Origin of the sequence: Streptomyces sp. NPDC088147, from assembly GCF_044741565.1 — a bacterium.
Lineage (GTDB): Bacteria > Actinomycetota > Actinomycetes > Streptomycetales > Streptomycetaceae > Streptomyces.
Genome location: NZ_JBIUSY010000003.1, coordinates 61,984 through 80,653, shown reverse-complemented (window position 1 = coordinate 80,653; position 18,670 = coordinate 61,984). Strand labels below are relative to the sequence as shown.

The 18,670-nt window shown below is 70.5% G+C and carries 16 protein-coding genes; 12 read left to right on the top strand and 4 right to left on the bottom strand.

Translation table 11 applies throughout. The features are described from left to right. Positions 1 to 228 precede the first annotated feature (228 nt). From ACIOGX_RS11200 to ACIOGX_RS11180, 5 genes are all read left to right on the top strand, one after another. A complete protein-coding gene (locus ACIOGX_RS11200; protein ID WP_051746287.1) occupies positions 229 to 1,110 on the top strand; it encodes a helix-turn-helix transcriptional regulator in 882 nt (293 codons plus the stop codon). 63 nt (positions 1,111 to 1,173) lie between these two features. Further along, entirely contained in the window at positions 1,174 to 2,640 is a 1,467-nt protein-coding gene (locus tag ACIOGX_RS11195; protein ID WP_356515457.1) for an aldehyde dehydrogenase family protein, read from the top strand. Between the two features lie 100 nt (positions 2,641 to 2,740). Beyond that, positions 2,741 to 3,382, top strand: coding sequence for a PadR family transcriptional regulator (locus ACIOGX_RS11190; RefSeq protein ID WP_129770989.1), 642 nt, complete (start codon positions 2,741 to 2,743; stop codon positions 3,380 to 3,382). 91 nt (positions 3,383 to 3,473) lie between these two features. After that, complete coding sequence (locus ACIOGX_RS11185; protein WP_356515459.1) at positions 3,474 to 4,481, top strand: ATP-binding cassette domain-containing protein; 1,008 nt, start codon at positions 3,474 to 3,476, stop codon at positions 4,479 to 4,481. Between the two features lie 92 nt (positions 4,482 to 4,573). Further along, positions 4,574 to 5,320 (top strand): ABC transporter permease, encoded by a 747-nt coding sequence (locus ACIOGX_RS11180; protein WP_356515602.1) that lies wholly within the window; start codon positions 4,574 to 4,576, stop codon positions 5,318 to 5,320. A gap of 109 nt (positions 5,321 to 5,429) precedes the next feature. Here the strand turns inward: ACIOGX_RS11180 and ACIOGX_RS11175 are convergent, their stop codons facing one another. Continuing rightward, on the bottom strand, positions 5,430 to 6,866 hold the full coding sequence (locus tag ACIOGX_RS11175) for a glutamate decarboxylase (RefSeq protein WP_401912157.1): 1,437 nt from the start codon (positions 6,864 to 6,866) through the stop codon (positions 5,430 to 5,432). A gap of 82 nt (positions 6,867 to 6,948) precedes the next feature. After that, positions 6,949 to 8,235, bottom strand: a complete 1,287-nt coding sequence (locus ACIOGX_RS11170) for an ion channel protein (RefSeq protein ID WP_401912154.1) — start codon at positions 8,233 to 8,235, stop codon at positions 6,949 to 6,951. On the opposite strand from ACIOGX_RS11170, the gene ACIOGX_RS11165 reads away from it, so the two are divergent. Together ACIOGX_RS11165 and ACIOGX_RS11160 are read left to right on the top strand one after the other, a co-directional pair. Beyond that, positions 8,236 to 8,361, top strand: a complete 126-nt coding sequence (locus ACIOGX_RS11165) for a hypothetical protein (protein WP_401912151.1) — start codon at positions 8,236 to 8,238, stop codon at positions 8,359 to 8,361. A 166-nt stretch (positions 8,362 to 8,527) separates the two neighbouring features. Beyond that, complete coding sequence (locus ACIOGX_RS11160; protein WP_356515467.1) at positions 8,528 to 9,310, top strand: VTT domain-containing protein; 783 nt, start codon at positions 8,528 to 8,530, stop codon at positions 9,308 to 9,310. Positions 9,311 to 9,326: 16 nt separating this feature from the next. On the opposite strand, the gene ACIOGX_RS11155 is transcribed toward ACIOGX_RS11160, so the two are convergent. Together ACIOGX_RS11155 and ACIOGX_RS11150 are read right to left on the bottom strand one after the other, a co-directional pair. Beyond that, positions 9,327 to 11,006 carry a threonine/serine exporter family protein gene (locus tag ACIOGX_RS11155; protein ID WP_356515469.1) on the bottom strand — a complete coding sequence of 560 codons (1,680 nt, stop codon included), beginning with the start codon at positions 11,004 to 11,006 and terminating at the stop codon, positions 9,327 to 9,329. A 203-nt stretch (positions 11,007 to 11,209) separates the two neighbouring features. Then, positions 11,210 to 11,704: an inorganic diphosphatase gene (locus ACIOGX_RS11150; protein WP_003968257.1), complete on the bottom strand. Its 495-nt coding sequence runs from the start codon at positions 11,702 to 11,704 to the stop codon at positions 11,210 to 11,212. Between the two features lie 177 nt (positions 11,705 to 11,881). Here ACIOGX_RS11150 and dacB point away from each other — a divergent pair, with 177 nt between their 5' ends. From dacB to ftsH, 5 genes are all read left to right on the top strand, one after another. Continuing rightward, a complete protein-coding gene (gene dacB / locus ACIOGX_RS11145) occupies positions 11,882 to 13,282 on the top strand; it encodes a D-alanyl-D-alanine carboxypeptidase/D-alanyl-D-alanine-endopeptidase (RefSeq protein WP_401912147.1) in 1,401 nt (466 codons plus the stop codon). A gap of 137 nt (positions 13,283 to 13,419) precedes the next feature. Then, a complete protein-coding gene (locus tag ACIOGX_RS11140) occupies positions 13,420 to 14,550 on the top strand; it encodes a zinc-dependent metalloprotease (RefSeq protein WP_356515473.1) in 1,131 nt (376 codons plus the stop codon). Between the two features lie 187 nt (positions 14,551 to 14,737). Beyond that, positions 14,738 to 15,766 carry a tRNA lysidine(34) synthetase TilS gene (gene tilS, locus ACIOGX_RS11135; protein ID WP_356515475.1) on the top strand — a complete coding sequence of 343 codons (1,029 nt, stop codon included), beginning with the start codon at positions 14,738 to 14,740 and terminating at the stop codon, positions 15,764 to 15,766. 77 nt (positions 15,767 to 15,843) lie between these two features. Next, positions 15,844 to 16,404: a hypoxanthine phosphoribosyltransferase gene (gene hpt, locus ACIOGX_RS11130; protein WP_356515478.1), complete on the top strand. Its 561-nt coding sequence runs from the start codon at positions 15,844 to 15,846 to the stop codon at positions 16,402 to 16,404. 234 nt (positions 16,405 to 16,638) lie between these two features. Continuing rightward, entirely contained in the window at positions 16,639 to 18,663 is a 2,025-nt protein-coding gene (gene ftsH, locus ACIOGX_RS11125; RefSeq protein WP_356515480.1) for an ATP-dependent zinc metalloprotease FtsH, read from the top strand. Positions 18,664 to 18,670: the final 7 nt, after the last annotated feature.

Here is an 18,670-nt window from a genome sequence, read left to right as displayed (position 1 = left end):
CGGGGACCATGGTTCCGAATGCGTACGGCAGATGCAAGGGCAGATGCACGTGCACGCGACCGACTTCACCCGTCCCGTGATGGTTCCGTCCTATTTCTCCTCGTGACCAGTTTTGCTCTCTCCGCAAAGCCTTCTTATTTCCGTAATCGAATGAGTACGGGCTGAAGCGTTTTGATGGCAGAATCCGGCACTTGGAGTTCGGGGGTGCTCCGGGGAGATCCACATGTGATGGGGAGGGTTGGAGACGTGACCGCAGCCGAATCGGGCGGTTCCGTGGTGCGGCGCATCCTGCTGGGCTCACAACTGAGGCGGCTGCGCGAGACGCGCGGCATCACACGTGAGGCCGCCGGCTACTCGATCCGCGCATCCGAGTCCAAGATCAGCCGTATGGAGTTGGGACGGGTGAGCTTCAAGGCCAGAGACATCGAGGACCTGTTGACCCTCTACGGGGTCGCCGACGAGGGCGAGCGCGCTGCCCTTCTCGGCCTCGCCCGGGAGGCCAATGTCGCGGGGTGGTGGCACAGCTTCGGCGATGTGCTGCCCGGCTGGTTCCAGACATATATCGGTCTCGAAGGTGCCGCCTCACTGATCCGTATCTATGAAGTGCAGTTCGTGCACGGCCTGTTGCAGACCGAGGCGTACGCGCACGCCGTCGTCACCCGCGGCCAGCCCGAGGCGCCCTGCGCCGAGGTGGAGCGCCGGGTCGCGCTCCGGCTGGAGCGGCAGAAGGTCCTCGTCTCCGAACGCGCGCCGCGCTTTCACGCCATCCTCGACGAGGCGGCGCTGCGCCGCCCGTACGGCGAGCGCTCCGTGATGCAGGGGCAGTTGAGACATCTGATCGAGATCTCGGAGCAGCCGAACATCACGCTCCAGGTGATGCCCTTCAGCTTCGGCGGCCACGCCGGCGAGAGCGGCGCGTTCACCATGCTGAGCTTCCCCGAGTCGGATCTCTCCGATGTCGTCTTCCTGGAGCAGCTGACCAGCGCGCTGTATCTGGACAAGCGCGAGGAGGTCGCCCAGTACGAACGAGTGATGGGCCGGCTACAGCAGGACAGCCCGGGACCTGAGGAGAGCCGAGATGTCCTGCGCGGACTGCTCCAACTGATCTGAGACATCAGTACGATGACCTCATATCAGGAGTTTGCACCTGCAGCACCTGCAGTAAGGGATCGCATGTCCTACTTCACCGACCTGGCCCACCAGTACATCGACGGCGAGTGGCGGACCGGCAGCGGCTCGTGGGACATCATCGACTTCAATCCGTACAACGGGGAGAAGCTCGCGGCCATCACGATCGCCACCGTCCAGGAGATCGACGAGGCGTACCGCGCCGCCGAACGCGCGCAGCGCGACTGGGCCGCGATCAGTCCCTACACCCGTCGCCGGGTCTTCGAGCGCGTCCTCAGGCTGGTCGAGGAGCGCAGGGACGACATCATCGAGGCGATCATCGACGAGCTGGGCGGTACGCGGCTCAAGGCGGAGCACGAGGTCAGTGCCGCGCAGGAGTTCCTGCGCGATGCCATACAGCTGTCGCTGCGGCCCGAGGGCCGGATCCTGCCGTCCCCCGTGGACGGCAAGGAGAACCGTGTCTACCGGCTGCCGGTCGGTGTCATCGGCGTGATCACCCCCTTCAACTTCCCCTTCCTGGTGACGATCAAGTCGGTGGCGCCCGCGCTGGCGCTCGGCAACGCCGTCGTGATCAAGCCCAACCAGAACGCGCCCATCGTCGGCGGCGGGCTGATCGCCAAGCTCTTCGAGGACGCGGAGCTGCCGGCCGGACTGCTCAACGTCGTGGTGACGGACATCGCGGAGGTCGGGGACGCGCTCATCGAGCACCCCGTGCCGAAGGTGATCTCGTTCGCCGGCTCGGACCGGGTCGGCCGTCATGTCGGCGCGGTGGCGGGCGGCAACTTCAAGCGGGCGATACTCGAACTGAGCGGTAACAGCGCGCTGGTCGTCCTCGACGATCTCGACGAGGCGGGGCTCGACTACGCGGTGGACGCGGCGGTCGCCAGCCGCTTCATCTACCAGGGCCAGGTCTGTGTGGCCGCCAACCGGATCCTCGTGGACCGCGCCGTCGAGAAGCGGTTCACCGAGAAGTTCGTGGCGAAGGTGGCGTCGCTGAGGACGGGCGACCCGCGCGACCCCGAGACCCAGATCGGCCCGGTCATCAACACCTTCCAGGCGGACGCGCTGACGGCGGTGGTGGACCAGGCGCTGGCGGAGGGGGCGACCGCGCTCGTACGGGGGCGTACGCGCGGCAATCTCGTGGAGCCGACGGTGCTGGCGGGGCTGGACGAGGACTCCCCGCTGATGCGGCAGGAGATCTTCGGCCCCGTGGTGCTGCTGGTCCCGTTCGACGGGGAGGAAGAGGCGGTACGGCTCGCCAACAACACCCCGTACGGGCTGAGCGGGGCCGTGCACACCTCGAACGTCGAGCGCGGCGTCGCGTTCGCCAAGCGGATCGTCACCGGCATGATGCATGTCAACGACTCGACCGTGCAGGACGAGCCGCTGGTGGCCTTCGGCGGGGAGAAGTTCTCGGGGCTCGGCCGGCTCAACGGCGACTCGACGGTGGAGGCGTTCACGACGCAGAAGTGGATCTCGGTGCAGCACGGCCGTACCGCCTTCCCCTTCTGACGCCGACGTCGACGCGTCCTGACCGACGTCGACGCGTCGCGCGGTCGTGCGGTCGCGGGCCCGGCGGGGGCGGCGCGCTCCGGAGTCATAACCTGGAGCAATGTCAGCGATCCGTTTGCTCGTGCTCTGCGCGGTCCGCCAGCACGGCCGGGCCCATGGCTATCAGGTCCGCAACGACCTGGAGTACTGGGGCGCCCACGAGTGGTCCAACGCCAAGCCCGGGTCGATCTATCACGCGCTCAAGCAGATGGCGAAGCAGGGCGTCCTGCTGGCGCACGAGGTCGCGCCGAGCACGGCGGGCGGGCCGCCGCGTACCGAGTACGAGCTGACGGACGCGGGCCGCGAGGAGTATCTGCGGCTGCTGCGCGAGGCGCTGACCACCTACGACCAGAAGATGGACGTGCTGTCGGCGGGGATCGGCGCCATCGTCGATCTGCCGCGCGCCGAGGTCATCGAGCTGCTCAAGGAGCGCGTGGCGGGGATCGAGGCGTGGCGGGCCGCGGTGACCGAGCACTACGTGCCGGAGGAGGGCCCGGAACAGCTCGGGCACATCGGCGAGATCATGAATCTGTGGGTGCACTCGGCGGATTCGGGCGCGGAGTGGACGCGGGGGCTGATCAAGCGCATCGAGGGCGGCGCGTACACCTTCGCGGGTGAGGGCGAGCCGTTCGTGGCGGTGCTCGCCGAGGGCCAGGAGAACCCGTACGCGACGGGTGTCCCCGATGACGGAGATCATCGCTAATCAAGTTTGACCAATCGAGGAACCGGGGTTACTCTTCCGGCTCGGTAGTCAAGTTTGATTACCTGGGTGGGAGGCGAAGACGTTGACCGATGTGGCCGATACGACCGACGTGATCGTGGTGGCGGGCGCACGCAAGCGATACGGCGAGAAGCGGGCCCTCGACGGGTTCGATCTGACGGTGGAACGCGGCACGGTGCACGGCGTGCTCGGGCCGAACGGCGCGGGCAAGACCACGGCCGTACGGATCCTGACCACGCTGCTGCGGCCCGACGAGGGGCTGGTGCGGGTGGCCGGGCTCGATGTGCGGACCCACGCGCGCGAAGTGCGGCGCAGGATCGGGCTGCTGGGACAGCACGCGGCCCTCGACGAGGACCTGAGCGGCCGGCAGAACCTGGAGATGTTCGGACGGCTCCACCACCTCGGCGCCCGGCGCGCGGGGGAGCGGGCCGGGGAGCTGCTGGAGCGGTTCGGCCTGGCGGACACCGGCCGCAAGGCCGTCAAGCAGTACAGCGGCGGCATGCGGCGCCGGCTCGACCTCGCGGCCTCGCTGATCACCGACCCGCGGGTGCTGTTCCTGGACGAGCCGACGACCGGACTCGACCCGCGCGGCCGGGCGGAGGTGTGGAGCGCGGTGCGCTCGCTGGTCGGCGGCGGGACGACCGTACTGCTGACCACGCAGTATCTGGAGGAGGCCGACCAACTGGCCGACCGTATCTCGGTGGTGGACAGCGGACGGGTCATCGCGGAGGGCACGGCGGACGCACTCAAGGCGCGGACCGGCGGCGACCGCATCGATGTCGTACTGCGCGACGCGGACCGGCTCGCGGACGGCGCACGGGCGCTGGCACGCACAACGGGCACGCACGCCGTCAGCACGGACGTGGACCGGCGGCTGCTGAGCGCGCCCGTGGCGGACCGCATGGCGGCGCTGACCGAGACCGTACGCGCCCTGCACGCGGAGGGGATCGAGGCGGAGGACATCGCGCTGCGCCGGCCGACGCTGGACGAGGTCTTCCTCCATCTCACGGGCGAGGACGCCGCCGCGCGAAGGGAACGGGACGGGGCCGTCCCTCAGGAGCGACAAGAGGTGACGGCGTGACGACGGTGAACGCCACGGCATCGGCGTCCACGGATCCGGACGCGGCCCCCGGAGGCGGCGGGCTCGGCTGGGCCCTCGCCGACTCCTGGACCATGACCCGGCGCGAACTCTCCCGCTGGGCACGGCAGCCGGTCCAGGTCGTCGTCGGACTGCTCTTCCCGGTGATGCTCCTGCTGATGTTCGGCTATCTGATCGGCGGCGGGCGGGGGATCGACGGGGCGTACGTCGAGTTCCTCGTGCCGGGCATGCTCGCCCTGACCATGGCCTTCGGCCTGGAGTCCACGATGCTCGCCGTCACCCAGGACCTGAACAAGGGGGTGGTGGACCGCTTCCGTTCGATGCCCATGGCCTCGTCGGCGGTCCTGGTGGGCCGGAGCGTGGCGGACATGCTCCAGTCGGCGGTCAGCCTGCTCGTGATGACCGGCGTCGGCTACCTCATCGGCTGGCGCTGGCACGAAGGCACCGCGTCCTTCCTCGCCGCTCTCGGACTGCTGCTGCTGTTCCGGTTCGCGATGCTCTGGCTCGGGATCCAGCTGGCGATGGTGGCGGGCCGTCCCGAGATGGTGCAGGCGGTGCAGATCCTGGTCTGGCCGATCGGATTCCTCTCCAACGCGTTCGCGACGCCGGAGTCCATGCCGGGCTGGCTGGGCGCGGTCGTGGAGTGGAACCCGATGTCGGCGACGGCGACGGCGGTACGGGATCTGTTCGGCAACCCGGCCGCGGCGGGCGGCTCCTGGGCGGCGGAGCACGCGGGGACGCTGGCGGTCCTCTGGCCGGTGGCGCTGCTCGCGCTCTTCTTCCCGCTCGCGGTACGGCGGTTCGGGAGGCTCAGCCGCTGATCCGGACGCGCGCTGATCCGGACGCGCGCCGATCCGGACGCGTACGGCCGGTACGAGGCCGGACCCCCGTCCCCGGAGAGTGGCTCCGGGGGCGGGGGCGCGTACGCGTTCAGTGGTGGAAGGCCGTCGCCGCGGACTTGTCCCGGCCCAACGGATGGTCCTGTGCGCGCAGTTCGGGCAGTACCCCCTTCAGGTCGGCCACCAGCAGCGTCGCCAGGTCGGCCGAGAAGCCGTTCCGGCAGACCACCCGCAGCACGGACAGGTCCTCGCGATGGGCGGGGAAGGTGTACGCCGGCACGAGCCAGCCGCGCTCGCGCAGCCGGCGCGAGACGTCGAAGACGTCGAAGGACGTCACGCCGGGGGCGGTGGTGAAGGCGAAGACGGGCAGTTCGTTCCCCCGCGTGAGCAGCCGGAAGTCGCCCAGCTCCTCGATCCGTCCGGCCAGCTTCCCCGCGATGTCCCGCGCGGTCTGCTGGACGGCGCGGTAGCCGTCCCTGCCCAGCCGCAGGAAGGTGTAGTACTGCGCGACGACCTGCGCGCCCGGCCGGGAGAAGTTCAGCGCGAACGTGGGCATGTCACCGCCCAGGTAGTTGACGCGGAAGACCAGCTCCTCGGGCAGCTCGGCGGGCGAGCGCCACAGCGCCCAGCCGACGCCCGGGTAGACCAGCCCGTACTTGTGCCCGGAGGTGTTGATGGAGGAGACGCGCGGCAGCCGGAAGTCCCAGACCAGGTCCTCGTCGAGGAAGGGCGCCACCATGGCCCCCGACGCCCCGTCGACATGGACGGGGATGTCGAGCCCCGTACGCTTCTGGAGCGCGTCCAGCGCCGCGCACAGCTCGGCGACGGGTTCGTACGAGCCGTCGAAGGTGGAGCCCAGGACGGCGACGACCCCGATGGTGTTCTCGTCGCAGAGTCCGGCGGCGGCCTGGGGGTCGAGATGGAAGCGGTCGCCCTCCATGGGCACCTGCCGCGACTCGACCTCCCAGAAATTGCAGAACTTGTCCCAGCACACCTGGACGTTGACGCCCATGACGAGATTGGGCCGGGCCGTCGCCGGGTAGCGCGCGGCGTTGCGCCCGGCCCAGCGGCGCTTGAGCGCCATCCCGGCCAGCATGCAGGCCTCGCTGGACCCCGTCGTCGAGCAGCCGACGGTCGTCGCCGGGTCCGGCGCGTTCCAGAGGTCGGCGAGCATCGCCACACAGCGCCGCTCCAGTTCGGCGGTGCGCGGGTACTCATCCTTGTCGATCATGTTCTTGTCCCGGCACTCCGTCATCAGCGCCGTGGCCTGCGGCTCCATCCAGGTGGTGACGAAGGTGGCGAGATTGAGCCGCGAGTTGCCGTCGAGCATCAGCTCGTCATGGACGAGCTGGTACGCCGTGTCCGGCGGGGTCGGGCCGTCGGGAAGCCGGTGCATGGGCGGCGCCGAGGTCATCTCGCTGGTCGGATCGGCCTCCCCGTAGAAGGGGTTGATCGACAGCCTGCGCAGCTCGTCGCGTTCGCTCCGGGGCATTCCGGCTGCCCGGTCCGCGCCTCGGTGGAGTGGCATCGGCGGATCTCCTCGGGATGGGTACGGTTCCCCTCGCGAGAATACGGACGAAAGAGGCGAACCGCCCGCCGGATGCGGGGGGTCACCGCAGGGGCGTGCCGTCCTCGCGGAGCTGCATCAGAGGGCGGCCGGTGACCACCAGCCAGGCGGGCAGGGCGGCGACACAGAGCAGTGCCAGCACATTGGGGTCGGCGACCAGGACCGCCGCGGTGAACAGGCTGAGCCAGCCCTGCCGGGTGACGGCGAGCAGGATGCCGAGCACCCCGCAGACCACCCCCAGGCCGGGCTGTACGGCAGGGACCAGCGCATGGGCGCAGAGGCCGAGCGCGACCCCGACGAAGACGGCGGGGAAGATCCGCCCGCCCCGGAAGCCACAGGCGGCGGCGGTGAGCAGCGCGGCCAGCTTCACCACCGTCATCAAGGCGAAGGAGCCCGCCGACCAGCCCTCCGGGTCGGCGGCCAGCGTCTTCACCTCGTCCAGCCCCTTGAACAGCGTCAGCGGCCCGCCGAGCGCCCCCAGCAGACCGAGGACCAGCCCGCCGGTGGTGATCGCGAGGACGGGGTGGCCGAGACGCCGGAAGGCGGCGTGGACGTACGGGAACGCGTAGCAGGCCGCCAGCCCCAGCGCCGCCGCGACCGGGGCGATCACGAGCGCCGCCAGCAGATCGCTCCAGTGCGTGCCGGTGTACGGGGGCAGGGCGAGGTCGAAGGCCGGGTGGGCGACCAGGGCGGTGACGAGCGCGCCCGCGCCGGCCGCGATCAGCGGACCGAACAGCTTGTCCCAGAGCGATCCTGGGCCCGGCCGCGCGGCGAGCGTCTCGGTCAGGACCAGCGCCGCCGCCACGGGCGTACCGAACAGTGCCCCGATCGTGCCCGCGGCGGCGAGCGAGAACCAGAGCGCCGCCGGGGCGCCGGGCGCCGCCTTGCGGCCGAGCCAGTAGGTGAGCGCGACATTGGCGGCGGTGATCGGATTCTCCGGACCGAGGCTCACCCCGCCGGCCAGCGCCAGTACCGCGACCACCAGCAGCCCCGGCACCACCCCGGGGCGCATCGGCTCGTCGACCAGCCCGGTGGTGGCCGGGTCCGGCCCGGCGTGTCCGTGCACGTGCCGGACGACGATCCCCACCGCGAGCCCGGTGGCCGTGAGCATCACGATCGTCCAGAGCGCGGAGTAGCGGCCGACTCCGAGCGCGTCGGGGAGCGTCCCCCACAGCACGTCCTTCAGCTGAGCCGCGATCTCGTCCACGCCCAGCAGGACCAGCGCCGAGACGGCGCCGATCAGGAGAGAGGGCAGAACGAGCGGCAGCAGCGTGCGGGCCGAGGGCGAGGGGGCGGGAGAGGAGGAGGTGAACGGAGCGTCATGGGCCACATGCTCACCGTAACCGCCCGTAACGCCCTCGCTTCCCGCTTCCCGCTCGCCGTCTCCGGTGGCGCGGTCGCGCCGGGCGGGCAGGGCCCGGGGCACGTCGTCGCACCCGCGGGCACGTTGCTTTGAGCGGGTCTGCACCGGCGCGTCCGGTGTGGGGCCCCGGCCGGATCCGGAGTGCGCCGGTAAGGGCCCGGGTGGAACCTGGGAGGGACGGTAGGCGTTGATAGCTTGTGCGCGGCCGAATACGCCGAATCGACGATCGACCGACTAATGACACAGGAGTCCGGAACCCGTGACCACCCTTGCCCTCGGACCCAGCTGGCTGGATCCGGATTATCTGATCGGGACCTTCGGGCTGATCGGCGTTCTGGTCATCGTCTTCGCCGAGTCCGGCCTGCTCATCGGCTTCTTCCTGCCGGGCGACTCGCTGCTCTTCACCACCGGCCTGCTGGTGACGGCGGGCACCCTCAAGACCCCGCTCTGGCTGGTCTGCCTGCTGATCGTGTTCGCCGCGATCATCGGTGACCAGGTCGGCTATCTCTTCGGCCGGAAGGTGGGGCCCGCGCTGTTCAAGCGCCCGGACTCCAAGCTCTTCAAGCAGGAGAACGTCGAGAAGGCGCACGAGTTCTTCGAGAAGTACGGCCCGAAGTCGCTGGTCCTCGCGCGCTTCGTGCCCGTCGTCCGTACGTTCACGCCGATCATCGCCGGTGTGAGCCGGATGAACTACCGCTCGTTCATCACGTACAACATCGTCGGCGGCACGCTGTGGGGCGCGGGCGTCACGCTGCTGGGTGCCGCGCTCGGCAAGATCGAGTTCGTGACCAAGAACATCGAGATGATCCTGATCGGCATCGTGGTGCTCTCGGTGCTGCCGATCGTGATCGAGTTCCTGCGGGCGCGCTCCAAGTCCAAGAAGGCCGGCGCCCAGCGGCCCGGCGTCGACGACGGCCTGGTCGGCCCGGGTACGGCCGCGACGGACGGGCGCGCTCCCATGACGCCCCCCGGCGCCCCGGGCGGCCCGGGTACGCCGGGCGCCCCCGGCAGCGGCGGCCGCGGCCGGCACGCCAAGCGCTGACCCGCCCCGGAACCCGTCAGAAGCCGCGCGTCCGCTTGGCCGCGCGGCGGCTCGACGCCTGGCCCGCCCCCGGCACCGTGAGGAACAGCCGGGCGATCTCCCCGCCGAGGTTCACCCCGACGGCGATCGCCAGCGCCAGCGCCACCGCCTGGGACAGCGACGTGAGCCCGCGGGCCGGCTCGTTCTGCGCGAAGCCCAGCAGCCCGAAGTAGGTCGCCGAGCCCGGCAGCAGCGGTCCGATCGCCGCCGTGATGTACGGCAGCGCGGAAGCGAACTGGTAGCGCGAGAAGAGCTGCCCGAACAGCCCCACCAGCCCGGCGGCGACCGCCGTCGCGGCCACCGGCGAGATACCGCCCACGTCATGCATCGCCGCGTACACGATCCAGGCCACACCGCCGTTGAGCGCGACCATCAGGACGGTCGAGCGGTCCTGCTGGAGCAGGATCGCGAAGGCGAAGCTCAGCGTCACCGCCGCGAGCGTCTGGGCCACCGGCCGTACATCGCTGTGCAGCGCCGCCTCCGGCGTCAGCTGGGCGTGCAGCTGCACGCCCAGGTAGAGCACGAGCAGCACCCCGACGACGATCGCGATGAAGAAGTACATGACTTCCAGGAGCCGTGCGGCGGCGGTGATGTAATAGCCCGTCAGCCCGTCCTGCACCCCCGCCACCAGCGCCCGCCCCGGCAGCAGCGCGAAGAGACCACCGGTGATCACCGCCGAGGGCCGGCCCTCCCACGACACGAGCGGGCCCAGCAGCGTCAGCGCCACCCCCATCGCGGCGGGCGGCATCGCGGCCACCACGAACTGATAGAACTCCGGCAGCCCGCGCCCGGCGCACAACCAGGCCAGCCGGTCGCCGAGCATCGCGCCGAGCGCCGCCGCCGCGAACACCACCACGCCACCACCGACCAGCACGGACGCCGCCCCGGCCAGCAGCCCGCTCGACACGGTCAGCGCCCAGCCCGGGTACGGGTGCCGGTTACGGCGGATCTCCGCGAGGCGCCGGTACGCCTCCTCCAGCGTGACGTCCGTGTCCTCGGTGGTGATGTCGTCGATGAGCGTGTAGACGGCGGACAGCCGGGTGTAGTCGGTGCCCCGTCTGCGTACGGTCCTGCTGGCCGTCACCGGGTCGTCCACCAGCGACGGCTGATGGGAGATGGACAGCAGGGTGAAGGTGACGGTCGGCTCGCAGCGGTCGAGGCCGTACGCGCGGCTGACCGCGAACATGGCGGCCTCGACGTCCTCGGCGCCCTCGCCGCCGGCCAGCAGCAGCTCACCGATACGGAGCGTCAGGTCGAGCACCCGGGGTACGGCGGGCCCCTGGTCGTCGTGGCGCTGGACCCTCTCCGGTACGGGCCGCTCCCCGGACGGCATCCGCAGCAGGGTGCGCATCCGGTCCTGCCAGGGGGCTTCCTTGCTCAGCCGGACCACCGGGACGCCCCGGGCGGGCGTGTACGCGGGGGACGACTGCCGGCCGCCGACCGCGCCGGCCGGCGTACCGCCCGGCAGATCGAAGGCCGAGCCCTCCGGCTCGGCCTGCTGTTCCGTACTCAGCCCCTGGGGAAGCGCGAACTCCGAGGTCGGATGGTCGTCCTCGGGAAGCGATGGCTGCTCCATCCCGGACGGCGGGGTGAAGGCGCTGTGCGCCTCGTCCGTCTGAGGCTTCCGGTCCTCGTGACCGTCGGACTCCGCCACCACCCTCTGCTCCCTCGCTCCTGGGGCCGGATCTCGGCGCCGCGCAGCCACACGTCTGCCCAGTATGGGCATGGACATGGGCAACCACACACGCGGACGGGCGGCGCACCCTCCGGGGGTACGCCGCCCGTCATCCGCCTGTCATCGCCCGGCGGCCGGCCGGTCGCACGCGCGAGCGCGCGGCCGGTGTGCGGTTCAGCGCCTGGTCAGTGCGCGCCGCCCTGGGCCTCAAGTCGCTTGTACGAGGCCTCGATCTCGGCCTCGGCCTCGGCGCGGCCGACCCAGTCGGCGCCCTCGACGGACTTGCCGGGCTCCAGGTCCTTGTAGACCTCGAAGAAGTGCTGGATCTCCAGGCGGTCGAACTCCGAGACGTGGTGGATGTCCCGCAGGTGCTCCACCCGGGGGTCGGACGCCGGGACGCACAGCAGCTTGTCGTCCCCGCCGGCCTCGTCCGTCATCCGGAACATGCCGATGGCACGGCACTTGATGAGACAGCCCGGGAAGGTCGGCTCGTCCAGGATGACCAGCGCGTCCAGCGGGTCGCCGTCCTCGCCGAGGGTGTTCTCGACGAATCCGTAGTCCGCGGGGTAGCTGGTCGAGGTGAAGAGACGACGGTCAAGACGGATCCGACCGGTCTCGTGGTCCACCTCGTACTTGTTCCGCGAACCCTTAGGGATCTCGATGGTGACGTCGAACTCCACGGGTGGCTCCTCCATGATCAACACATTTGTCAGTGGTGCTGCGTCTTCACGCAGGAGACCCCCCGTCCGGGAGCGGACGGAGAGCCCACTGCTGGCCGGGGTGCCATGCTCGTCGCAAGGCGCAGTGATTAAGTGTCCCCCACGCAGCAGTGTGATCGCGAAAGGGGCTGGTCAACCATGCTTGAGCCGAAAGTGTGGCAGCTCACGGCGGGTTCCGTCGTGGTCGGCATGGCGCTCGCCGCCGCGGCGGTGGCCGCGGCCGGCCCCTGGGACTCCGGTCAGCGTAGGGCCGAGCGGGACTGGGCGGTCGCGCAGAGCCGTACGGGTGGCGCACATCACGGCCCGTCCGCCCCCCGTACACCCGCGCCCGCCCCCAGCGCCGCCGGCGTGCTCTCCGAGCTGTCCGCACCCGGTGCCGCGCCCCCGAATGCCGGAACCGCGTCCGTGGATCTCAAGAAGAAGCTCGGACCGCTCCTCGACGACCCCGCGCTCGGCAGGGCCCGCTCCGCGTCCGTCATCGACGTCGCCACCGGCGAACCGCTCTACGGGCGGGCGGCCGGCACCCCGATGACCCCGGCCTCCACGGTCAAGATCGCGACGATGGCCGCCGCGCTCTCCGCGCTCGGCCCCGACCACCGCATCGCCACCACGGTCACCTCCACCCCGGACGCCCGCAGGATCACCCTGGTCGGCGGCGGCGACGCCACCCTCGGCCGGGCGGGACTGCGCGCCCTCGCCGACGACACCGCCCGCGCGCTGCGCGACCGCGGCGTCACCAAGGTCGAGTTCCGCTACGACACCTCCCTCTACTCCGGCCGCCGCGAACACCCGATCGGCCCCAACGACAACATCGCCCCCGTCGTCGCCCTGATGGCCGATCAGGGCCGGCTGAACACATCCCGCAGCGGACCCGCTCCCCGCAGCGGCGACCCGGCGGGTGACGCCGCCCGCTTCTTCGCCGGACTGCTGCGCGAACGCGGCATCCGTACCTCGGCCCCGCCCGAGCCCGGCAAGCCGCCCAAGGGCTCGGAGACCGTCGCCAGGACCTACTCCCGTCCCCTCTCCGACCTCGTCGAACGCGCGCTGACCGAGAGCGACAACGACATCGCCGAGTCCCTGGCCCGGCAGACCGCCATCGCGGCCCGTGAACCCGCGAGCTTCGAGGGCGCGGGCCGGGCCGTCGGCGCCGAGCTCAAGAAGCTCGGACTGCCCGTCACCGGCGCCCGCTTCGCCGACGGCAGCGGTCTGAACCGCCAGGGCAGGGTCAGCGCCGCCCTGCTCACCGCCCTGCTGGCCCGCGCGGCCGACCCCGCGCGCCCCGAACTGCGCCCCGTGCTCACCGGGCTGCCGGTCGCCGGGTTCAACGGCACCCTCCGCGGCCGGTACGCGGACGCCGGGCCCGCCGCCGGACTCATCCGCGCCAAGACAGGCACGCTCACCGGGGTGAACGCCCTGGCGGGCACCGTCGTCGACGCCCGGGGCCGGCTGCTGGCCTTCGCCTTCATGGCGGGCTCCACCCCCGCCCCCGGCACCGCCCAGAAGGCCCTGGACCGGCTCTCCGCGGCGCTCGTCCCGTAACGAGCGCCCCGCCGGCCCCCGGGGCCCGCCCCGGCGGGCCCCCTGAGGGTCCGACGCGCCCCCTAAGGGCCCGGTAGGGGAAGAACCGGGCCACCCACACCCCACCGCTCCCCAGGTTGAGCACGTACGGTTGACGCATGACGAGCATCGGTGGTGCCCAGATGGTCGACTGGAATCTCGCGGTGGCGACCGCGACCCGCCTCGTGCGGCCGGGACCGGAAGTGACCCGCGACGAGGCGCGAGAGATCGTCGCCGAGCTGCGGCGGCACGCGAAGTCCTCGGAAGAGCACGTTCGCGCGTACACGCGCATGGTCCCCGACGGCCACGAGCCGCCCGACACCCCCGTCCTGGTCGTGGACCGGGCCGGCTGGGTCAAGGCGAACGTCGCCGGATTCCGCGAGCTGCTCAAGCCCCTCCTGTCGAAGATGCAGGACCGCCGCCCCGGCGGTCCCGGCGGCGCCGTGCTCGGCGCGGTCGGCGGCAAGGTGACCGGCGTGGAGCTGGGCATGCTCCTGTCGTTCATGTCGTCCCGCGTCCTCGGCCAGTACGAGACGTTCGCCCCCGCCACCCGCGATCTCCCCGCCGCCGCGGACGGCGGCGGCCGGCTGCTGCTCGTGGCCCCCAACATCGTCCACGTCGAACGCGAACTGGACGTGGACCCCCACGACTTCAGGCTCTGGGTCGCCCTCCACGAGGAGACCCACCGCACCCAGTTCACCGGCGTGCCCTGGCTGCGCGACCACCTCCAGGGCGAGATCCAGTCATTCCTCGACCAGACCGAGGTCGACCCGATGACGCTCGTCGAACGGCTCCGCGAAGCCGCGCAGTCGCTCGCGGGCGGGCGCCCGGAGGGCGAGGAGGACGAGGACGGCCGCAGCATCGTCGAACTGGTGCAGACCCCCGGACAGCGCGAGATCCTCGGCCGGCTCACCGCAGTGATGTCCCTGCTCGAAGGCCACGCCGACTATGTGATGGACGGCGTGGGACCGGCCGTCGTGCCGTCGGTCGCCGAGATCCGCGAGAAGTTCCAGCAGCGCAGGGCCCGCGGCGCCGGCCGCCTCGACCAGGCGCTCCGTAAACTGCTCGGCCTCGACGCCAAGCTGCGCCAGTACCGGGACGGGGAACGGTTCGTACGGGCCGTGGTCGAGGAGACCGGCATGGACGGCTTCAACCGGGTCTGGACCTCGCCGAACACCCTCCCGACCAAGGCGGAGATCGCTAAACCGGCGGACTGGATCGCACGGGTGCACCGCAGGGCGGACTCCTGAGGCGGGCGCGGCTCACGGCAGAAGTACGCCTCAGGTATCACCCATCCGAGGGACCGTGGGTGAGGGATAGGCGTGCAATGCTCGGGTAATGGCTCGGTTCTGTCACCATCGACGCACTCTGAGTGACGCTCTCCGTCCTTACTCCGACCGAGGCACCCCCCAAATAACATCACGAAGGGCACCGGATATGGGTCCCCATCCTGCGGTCGCGGCGATACGCCTGGCGGTCCGCCGCGTACTCCACGACGTCCTCACCGACCGGGCGGAGAACTACTCCGCCGCCCCGCCCGTCCCCCTCGGCGAGCCGCCGCTCGTGCTCGTCGCCTGCTCCGGCGGCGCCGACTCCATGGCGCTCGCCTCCGCCCTCGCCTTCGAGGCCCCCAAACTTTCCGTCCGCGCCGGAGCCGTCACCGTCGACCACGGACTCCAGGCCGGCTCCGCCCTCCGCGCCGCCGAAGTCGTCACCCGACTCCGCGCCATGCGCCTGGACCCCGTCGAATCCGTCGCCGTGACCGTCGGCCGGGAGGGCGGTCCCGAGGCAGCCGCACGCGACGCACGCTACGCCGCGCTCGACGCCGCCGCGGAGCGCCACCGCGCCGCCGCCGTCCTGCTCGGCCACACCCGCGACGACCAGGCCGAGACCGTGCTCCTCGGGCTCGCCCGCGGCTCCGGCACGCGCTCGCTGTCCGGGATGGCCGCCGTCTCGGGGGCGGCCGGCCGCTACCGGCGCCCCTTCCTCCAGCTCGACCGGCAGACCGCCCGCAAGGCCTGCCTCGTCCAGTCCATCCCCGTCTGGGACGACCCGCACAACACCGACCCCGCGTACACCCGTTCACGACTGCGCCACGAAGGACTGCCGGCCCTGGAGAAGGCGCTCGGCAAGGGCGTCGTCGAGGCCCTGGCCCGTACGGCACAGCTCTCCCGCGACGACGCCGACGCCCTGGACACCTGGGCGGCCACCGTCGAGGAGTCCGTACGGGACGATTCCGGGCAATTGCAGTGCGCCAAGCTCTACGTCCTCCCGGCCGCCGTCCGCCGCCGCGTACTGCGCCGCGCGGTCATCGCCGCGGGCGCCCCCGCGGGTTCGCTGTTCGCCCGTCACATCGAAGAGGTCGACCGCCTGATCACCGGCTGGCGCGGCCAGGGAGCCATCAACCTGCCCGGCCGCGTAGAGGCCCGCAGGCAGGGTGGCAGACTGGTCATCCGGCAGGGCTGAAGCGCTGATGCACTTACGGCTGTGTCTCCCGGGCCGCCAGTGCCTTGGCCCCGGACCCCCGGCCGACGACGAAAGTGATGCGGGTGGACGACAAGGACATGGGCAACGACCTCCAGTCGGTGCTCATCACCAAGGAAGAGATCGACGCGAAGCTGGCCGATCTGGCCGCGAAGATCGACGCGGAGTACGCGGGCAAGGACCTGCTTCTCGTCGGAGTCCTCAAGGGCGCCGTCATGGTCATGGCGGACCTGGCGCGGGCCCTGTCCACCCCGGTGACGATGGACTGGATGGCCGTCTCCTCGTACGGGGCGGGCACACAGTCCTCCGGCGTGGTCCGGATCCTCAAGGACCTGGACACCGACATCAAGGGCAAGCACGTACTGATCGTCGAGGACATCATCGACTCGGGTCTGACCCTGTCGTGGCTGCTCTCCAACCTCGGTTCGCGGGAGCCGGCCTCGCTCGAAGTCTGCACCCTGCTCCGTAAGCCGGATGCCGCAAAGGTCGCGATCGACGTCAAATGGATCGGCTTCGACATTCCCAATGAGTTTGTCGTGGGATATGGCCTGGATTACTCGGAAAAGTACCGCAACATGCCTTTCGTCGGGACGCTCGCTCCGCATGTGTACGGCGGTTAGAGCGCGCCTCGGCGCACCTGAGCGCTCCGAAGAGCGGCGAGGTTCCACGGAAAGGCTTCGCCGCGGCCGGGAACCCCAGACCCCCTCGCGCCGTTGGAGCATGGGAAGACGGGTTTGTCACCCGTCCCGTGCGGTCGCGGGCCACAATGCTGGGGTACCGTCCGAAGAACAGTCTTTTCTCACAGCAGCATTTACCTACGGGCAGGAGGGACGGGGCGACTTCGCTCCGTATGGATGGACGTGAAGCGATACTTCCGTGGGCCGGTCATGTGGATCGTGCTGGCCGTCCTCGCCGTGGTCGTGTTGATGCAGGTCGTCGGCTCGTCGGGCGGCTACAAGACGGTGGACACCGGTGAGGTCGTCCAGGCGATCGACAAGAACCAGGCCGAGCAGGTCAGACTGACCACCGGCGACGAACAGATCATCAAGGTCGATCTCAAGAACGGCCAGAAGATCAATGGCAGCGACAAGATCCAGGCGAGCTATATCGGCAGCCAGGGTGCGACGCTGGCCAAGACGCTCCAGACCAAGTTCCAGAACGGCGACATCACCAAGGGCTATACGGTCTCGCCGTCGAAGCAGAGCCCGTTCGTCTCGGTGCTGCTCTCGCTGCTCCCCTTTGTCCTGATCGTCGTGGTCTTCCTGTTCCTGATGAATCAGATGCAGGGCGGCGGCTCCCGTGTCATGCAGTTCGGGAAGTCCAAGGCCAAGCTGATCACCAAGGACACCCCGAAGACGACCTTCGCCGATGTGGCGGGGTCCGACGAGGCGGTCGAGGAGCTCCACGAGATCAAGGAGTTCCTCCAGGAGCCGGCGAAGTTCCAGGCCGTCGGGGCCAAGATCCCGAAGGGCGTGCTGCTCTACGGCCCGCCCGGTACGGGCAAGACGCTGCTCGCCCGCGCGGTCGCGGGTGAGGCCGGCGTGCCCTTCTACTCGATCTCCGGGTCCGACTTCGTCGAGATGTTCGTCGGCGTCGGCGCCTCGCGCGTCCGCGACCTCTTCGAGCAGGCCAAGGCGAACGCCCCGGCGATCGTCTTCGTCGACGAGATCGACGCCGTCGGCCGGCACCGCGGCGCGGGCCTCGGCGGCGGCCACGACGAGCGCGAGCAGACGCTGAACCAGCTGCTCGTGGAGATGGACGGCTTCGACGTGAAGGGCGGCGTCATCCTGATCGCCGCCACGAACCGGCCCGACATCCTCGACCCCGCGCTGCTGCGCCCGGGGCGCTTCGACCGGCAGATCGCCGTCGACCGCCCGGACATGCAGGGCCGGCTGGAGATCCTGAAGGTCCACCAGAAGGGCAAGCCGGTCGCCCCGGACGTCGATCTGGGCGCTGTCGCCCGTCGTACGCCCGGCTTCACCGGCGCGGATCTGGCGAACGTGCTGAACGAAGCGGCGCTCCTGACGGCGCGCAGCGACAAGAAGCTGGTCGACAACCACTCCCTGGACGAGGCGATCGACCGCGTCGTGGCGGGCCCGCAGAAGCGGACCCGGATCATGTCCGAGAAGGAAAAGAAGATCACCGCGTACCACGAGGGCGGTCACGCCCTGGTCGCCGCGGCGTCTCCGAACTCCGACCCGGTGCACAAGATCACGATCCTGTCGCGCGGCCGGGCCCTGGGCTACACCATGGTCCTGCCCGACGAGGACAAGTACTCGACCACGCGCAACGAGATGCTGGACCAGCTCGCCTACATGATGGGCGGGCGCGCGGCCGAGGAACTCGTCTTCCACGACCCGACGACGGGCGCGGCCAACGACATCGAGAAGGCCACGGCCACGGCTCGGGCGATGGTCACGCAGTACGGCATGACCGAGCGGCTCGGCGCGATCAAGTTCGGCGGCGACAACACCGAACCGTTCCTCGGCCGGGAGATGGCGCATCAGCGCGATTACTCGGAAGAGGTCGCGGCGCTGGTCGACGAAGAGGTCAAGAAGCTCATCGAGACCGCGCACAACGAGGCGTGGGAGATTCTCGTCGAGAACCGCGACGTGCTCGACAATCTGGTCCTGGCCCTCCTGGAGAAGGAGACGCTGAACAAGGAACAGATCGCCGAGATCTTCTCGACCATCGTCAAGCGCCCGTCCCGTCCGGCGTGGACCGGCTCCTCGCGACGTACACCGTCGACGCGGCCGCCGGTGCTCTCGCCCAAGGAGCTGGCGCTCACCAACGGCGCCTCGGGCTCGAACGGCATGCCCGCCGTGACGAGCGGCGAGACGCCCACCGAGGCGGTTCCCGAGGACCGTCCCGAGAGCTGATCCCGGC